General features: G+C 72.1%; 2 protein-coding genes. Both read right to left on the bottom strand.

The window, feature by feature from the left end:
* Positions 1–267, bottom strand: a 267-nt coding sequence (locus QN357_RS18755) for an FAD-binding protein (RefSeq protein WP_323505371.1), incomplete at its 3' end; no start/stop codon positions are given.
* Complete coding sequence (locus tag QN357_RS18760; protein ID WP_322136211.1) at positions 264–1,514, bottom strand: alanine racemase; 1,251 nt, start codon at positions 1,512–1,514, stop codon at positions 264–266. The genes QN357_RS18760 and QN357_RS18755, both read right to left, overlap by 4 nt.
* Positions 1,515–1,893: the final 379 nt, after the last annotated feature.

Consider the following 1,893-nt stretch of genomic DNA (forward strand, 5'->3'; position numbering starts at 1 on the left):
AGCTACCGCGGCGAGGGTGACACGGCCGGTGGCCGTGTCGACGCCGACGATGCCGGAGAGGTCGGCCAGGTCGAGGAGCACGCCGGGGGCGACGGCGATGCCGGAGAAACTGTGCCCCGATCCGACGGCCTTGATCGGCATCCCGGATTTCGCGGCGGCGATCACCGCACGCTGCACGGCCGCGACGCTCGTGGGCCGCTCAACCCTGGCCGGACGTACGGACTCGCTGCGCGCCCAGTTCTGCCAGAGAGCACCGGTGTTCGTCACAGGAACGCCTTTCCCTCGCCGCGGTAGCTGGGCAGCATGTCGACGACCCGCCCGTCGTCCACCACTGCGAATTCTGTCACGTGTTCGCTGAGCTCCCCGGACTTGGTGTGCCGCAGCCAGACCCGGTCGCCGACGTCCAGGGCCGCGGCTCCGGGGCCAGCGAGCGGGGTCTGCACCTCGCCGGCCGCTTCCCGCGTCACGACGGCGAGCCCGGGCGGCCAGGCGAGGGCAGGCATCCGGTCGGCACCCGGCGGTCCGGATGCGACCCAGCCGCCGCCGAGGAGCGTTGCGGTCGCCGCGCTCGGCTTCCGCACGACGGAGAGGGCGAATGCCGCGGCGGGAGCGGGCGTGAATGCCGAATAGTTGTCGAAGAGGTGGCCGCCGAAGAAGCCGCTGCCCGCGGCGATATCGGTGACCGAGGCATCCGCGTGGGTGCTCTCGAGGGAACCGGTGCCGCCACCGTTGACGAATTCCAGGGGCGCGACCTCGCGCACGGCCGCGACGGCGGCGGCGCGGCGCACTCCGAGCTCGGCGATCGAGTGGCGACGCACCCATCGGTTCACGATCCCGGTGGTGAGCGCACGGGGGCGGCGACCGGCCGGCCGGTCACCGAGGCCGGCGACCTGCGATTCGTATGCCATCAGGCCGACGAGAGCGAAGCCGGGGCGCGCGACGATGGCCGCCGCGAAGTCCCTGGCCTCCGCGGCGGTATGCACCGGCGAGCGCAGCACGCCGAGGTGCCCGAGCACCGGGTTCTTCCAGCCGGCGTCGAGCTCGATGCACAGTCGGATGGTCTCGCGCCGGTGCGGGGGGATCACCGTGTCGATGAGATCGAGCTGGGCGAGCGAGTCGACCATCAGGGCGACCCGGGAGGCGAGCAGTGCCGAGCGGCCGAGGACCCCGATCGCCCCCCGGTCCACGCTCGGATAGCCGACGACGATGTCGTCGAGGGATTCCGCGAGCCAGAGCGCCTCGGCGAGGGTGTACGCGAGCACGCCCTGGTAGCCGGGCACGGCGAGGATGGCCTCGAGCACGCCACGGACGCGGATCGACTTCGAAGCAACGCGGATCGGGGTTCCGCCCGCGCGTCGCAGCATGTCGTGGGTGTTGTGGCGGAGCGCTCCGAGGTGCAGCGCCGCGACGGGCGTGTCGAGATGGCGAGTGGCCTCGGTCAGGGCCGGCCAGTAGCTCTCCGGTCGGAGCCAGGGCGCTCCGGTGGCGGGAACGCGCAGGTCAGGAAGCGTCATGGCGAGATCGGGCCTGTCTCACGGAGGGGCGGCGAATCCGCCTCGTGTCCGTCAGTATGCCCTACGCCCGCGTCCCGCGCCGGATAACAATCCCGTGCGGGATCGTGCCTGTTGCGCGTTGCACGTTGACAATCGGGGAGATGACCCCTGAAATGGAGGCAGGGGGGACCTATGCATCGCTCACGTTTCGCTTGCCCCGGCCCGCCGCAGGCCCGTCATGGTCGACGGCCGCGGCGGATGCCCATCGCGCTTCGTCACGCCCGGTCACCGATCCGGCTGGTCGCGCCGGTATTCCTCGTCACCGCGGCGCTTCTGCTCCTGAGCCTCGGCGGTTTCCTGCCGGGCACGGATGCCGCCCGCGCCGCGACCTCCCCCGCCC

The organism is Cryobacterium sp. RTC2.1, from assembly GCF_035018685.1.
Lineage (GTDB): Bacteria > Actinomycetota > Actinomycetes > Actinomycetales > Microbacteriaceae > Cryobacterium > Cryobacterium glucosi.